The 2,929-nt window shown below is 69.9% G+C and carries 6 protein-coding genes; 5 read left to right on the forward strand and 1 reads right to left on the reverse strand.

Features of this window, described 5'->3' with window-relative positions; all coding sequences use genetic code 11:
- From BGO22_RS10785 to BGO22_RS10805, 5 genes are all read left to right on the forward strand, one after another.
- Positions 1 to 234 (forward strand): nuclear transport factor 2 family protein (locus BGO22_RS10785; protein WP_286850815.1); only part of this gene is annotated, 234 nt, incomplete at its 5' end.
- Positions 231 to 611: a chorismate mutase gene (locus BGO22_RS10790; protein ID WP_070399498.1), complete on the forward strand. Its 381-nt coding sequence runs from the start codon at positions 231 to 233 to the stop codon at positions 609 to 611. The genes BGO22_RS10785 and BGO22_RS10790, both read left to right, overlap by 4 nt.
- Complete coding sequence (locus tag BGO22_RS10795) at positions 608 to 1,603, forward strand: Bug family tripartite tricarboxylate transporter substrate binding protein (RefSeq protein ID WP_286850817.1); 996 nt, start codon at positions 608 to 610, stop codon at positions 1,601 to 1,603. The genes BGO22_RS10790 and BGO22_RS10795 overlap by 4 nt, the downstream gene beginning before the upstream one ends.
- A 22-nt stretch (positions 1,604 to 1,625) precedes the next feature.
- Positions 1,626 to 1,943, forward strand: coding sequence for a non-heme iron oxygenase ferredoxin subunit (locus tag BGO22_RS10800; RefSeq protein WP_070399500.1), 318 nt, complete (start codon positions 1,626 to 1,628; stop codon positions 1,941 to 1,943).
- Between the two features lie 134 nt (positions 1,944 to 2,077).
- Positions 2,078 to 2,512, forward strand: a complete 435-nt coding sequence (locus tag BGO22_RS10805; protein WP_204743255.1) for a cytochrome c — start codon at positions 2,078 to 2,080, stop codon at positions 2,510 to 2,512.
- A 12-nt stretch (positions 2,513 to 2,524) separates the two neighbouring features.
- Here BGO22_RS10805 and BGO22_RS10810 read toward each other — a convergent pair.
- Positions 2,525 to 2,929: S-adenosylmethionine:tRNA ribosyltransferase-isomerase (locus tag BGO22_RS10810; RefSeq protein ID WP_286850820.1), on the reverse strand; the 405-nt coding region annotated here is incomplete at its 5' end.

Here is a 2,929-nt window from a genome sequence, read left to right on the forward strand (position 1 = left end):
CAGCGCCACGTCGTGGGTGCGCCGCTGGTGCGACGGATGGACGAGCAGGGCGCGCTGCACTGCGAGGCCAACTACGCGGTGTTCCGCACCAAGCTGGACGGCCCGAGCACCGTGTTCAACGTCGGGCGCTACCTCGACGTGGTGGTGCGCACGTCGCAGGGCCTGAAGTTCGCGCAGCGGCTGTGCGTGTACGACAGCGAAATGATCCCCAACGCCATCATCTACCCGATATGACCCAGAACAACCAAGAGCCCGATCCCCACGGCGGGCCGCTGAGGCGTTTCAACGACCCGGCCTACGTGCCCCTGTGCCGCAACCTGGCCGAGGTGCGCGAGAACATCGACGCACTGGACCAGAAGATCGTGGCCCTGCTGGCCGAGCGCGGGCGCTATGTGAAGGACGCGGCCCGCTTCAAGCGCGACGCCTTCCAGGTGTCGGCGCCGGCGCGCCAGCAGCAGGTGATCGACAAGGTGTTGGCCCTGGCCGAGCGCCACGGCGCCTACCCCGAGGTGGTGGAGGCCTGCTACCGCGCGCTGATCGCGGGCTTCATCGCGCGAGAACAGACAGACTTCACCCAGATGAGCGACGTCGAAACCGGAGACCCGACATGAACCGCATCCAGAACCGCTGCGCCGCGCTGCTCGCCGGCCTCACGCTCGCCGGCGCCGCCGGGCAGGCCCTGGCCCAGGCGGCCCCGGCCGCCGATTGGCCGCAGCGCCCGGTGCGCGTGGTGGTGCCCTACGGCCCGGGCTCCTCGCCCGACATCCTGGCGCGCCTCGTCAACGAGCGCCTGACGGCCCGCCTGGGCCAGGCCTTCATCGTGGAGAACCGGCCCGGCGCCGGCGGCAACTCGGGCACCGAGTACGTGGCCAAGGCCGCGCCCGACGGGCAGACCTTCCTGCTCTCGGTCAACGCGCCCCTGGTCTACAACACCATCCTCTACAAGAACCTGCGCTACGACCCGTTCCGCGAGTTGGCGCCGGTGACGCTGGCCGTGACGTCGCCCAACGTCTGCGCCGCGGCCAACAGCATGGGCGTGGACTCGGTCAAGGGCTGGCTGGACGCCCTGCGCGCGCGCCCGGGCCAGTACAACTTCGCCTCCACCGGCAACGGCTCCATCTCGCACCTGGGCGTGGAACTGCTCAAGCTCAAGACCAAGTCCTTCGCGGTGCACATCCCGTACGCCTCGTCCTCGCAGGCGGTCACGGCCATGCTGCAGGGGGACGTGCACTTCGCCTGCCTGCCCGGCGCCACCGTGATGCCGCAAGCCAAGGCCGGCAAGCTCAAGGTGCTGGCCATTACGTCGGCGGAGCGCTCGCCGCTGCTGCCCGAGGTGCCCACGCTCAAGGAGTCGGGCGTGCCCGACATCCAGGCCGCGCCCTGGTTCGCCTACATGGCGCCGGCCGGCACGCCGCCGGCCATCGTGCAGCGTTTGAACCAGGCCCTGGTGGCCGTGCTGCGCGAGCCCGAGGTCACCGAGAAACTCAAGGCCCAGTACTTCGACGTCATCGCCAGCACCCCGGAGCAGCTGGGGCGCTTCATGCGCGAGGAAGAGGCGCGCTGGCGCCCGGTGATCCAGCGCGCCGGCCTGACGCCCGATTGACGCCGCGACGCAGGAGCACGCCATGACCACCCCCCAATGGACCGACGTGGCCGCCGAGGCCGACCTGTTCGAGGGCGCCGGCATTCCCGTCGCGCCCGAGGGCCACGACATCGCCCTGTTCGCGATCGACGGCGAGGTGTTCGCCACCGACAACCTCTGCACGCACGGCCACGCCAAGCTCTGCGACGGCTTCCTGGAGGGCCACGAGATCGAGTGCCCCTTCCACCAGGGCCGCTTCGACGTGCGCAGCGGCGCGCCCACCTGCGCGCCGGCCACCGAGGCCGTGAAGACCTGGCCGGTGAAGGTGGAGGGCGGGCGGGTCTACCTGGACCTGGGCTGAGGCGGGCGGGGGCGGCGCCCGCAACTTGCGCCGCGTCAACATGGGTGGCACCGGCGCCTCCTAGGATGAATTCGAGGGTTCGCCACTGCGGCTTGGTGGTGAGGCCTTCGCTTCAACCCCACTGGAGGCATCCCATGAAGAAGTCGATCAAGTACGCGGCCGTGGCGGCCGGTCTGCTGGGCACCCTGGCCGCGCAGGCGCAGGCCCCCCAGGCCAGCGTTGACCTGGGCAAACTGGAGTTCACCGACAACTGCGCCGCGTGCCATGGCGTGGACGGCAAGGGCAACGGTCCGCTCGGCGGCCTGTTGCAGAAGAGTCCGCCGGATCTGTCGCAACTGGCGAAGAAGAACGGCGGCGTGCTGCCGGTCAACCGCATGTATGCGGTGATCGAGGGCACCGCCGCCATACCCAGCCACGGGGTGCGCGACATGCCCGTCTGGGGACGGGAGTACCGCATCGAGGAGGGGCAGCGCCTGCGCGAGGCGCGCGGCCTCTACGAGCCGGCCGAGGTGGTGCGCGCAAGGATACTGACGCTGATCGAGTACATCAGCCGGCTGCAAACGCCTTGAGCCGCCGCGGGGTCAGCGCCGGCACAGCAGCATGGCGTCGCCGTAGCTGAAGAAGCGGTAGCGCTGTTCGATGGCATGGCGGTACAGCGCCATCACGCGCTGATACCCGGCGAAGGCGCTCACCAGCATCATCAGCGTGCTCTTGGGCAGGTGAAAGTTGGTGATCAGCCGGTCCACCACCTGGAAGTGAAAGCCCGGCGTGATGAAGATCTGCGTATCGCCCTCGGTGCGGCCGAAGGCGGCCCAGCTCTCCAGCGTGCGCACGGTGGTGGTGCCCACCGCCACCACACGCCCGCCGCGCGCGCGGCAGGCGTCGATCGCGGCGATGGTGGCCTCGGGTACGCGGTACCACTCGGCGTGCATGGTGTGCTCGGCGATGTTCTCGGTCTTCACCGGCTGGAAGGTGCCGGCGCCCAC

Origin of the sequence: Hydrogenophaga sp. 70-12 (assembly GCF_001897365.1) — a bacterium.
GTDB classification, from domain to species: domain Bacteria; phylum Pseudomonadota; class Gammaproteobacteria; order Burkholderiales; family Burkholderiaceae_C; genus Hydrogenophaga; species Hydrogenophaga borbori.

Coding starts and splice junctions, on each gene's coding strand:
- BGO22_RS10790 (WP_070399498.1), top strand. CDS start 231: ATGACCCAGAACAACCAAGAGCCCGATCCCCACGGCGGGCCGCTGAGG.
- BGO22_RS10800 (WP_070399500.1), top strand. CDS start 1,626: ATGACCACCCCCCAATGGACCGACGTGGCCGCCGAGGCCGACCTGTTC.
- BGO22_RS10795 (WP_286850817.1), top strand. CDS start 608: ATGAACCGCATCCAGAACCGCTGCGCCGCGCTGCTCGCCGGCCTCACG.
- BGO22_RS10805 (WP_204743255.1), top strand. CDS start 2,078: ATGAAGAAGTCGATCAAGTACGCGGCCGTGGCGGCCGGTCTGCTGGGC.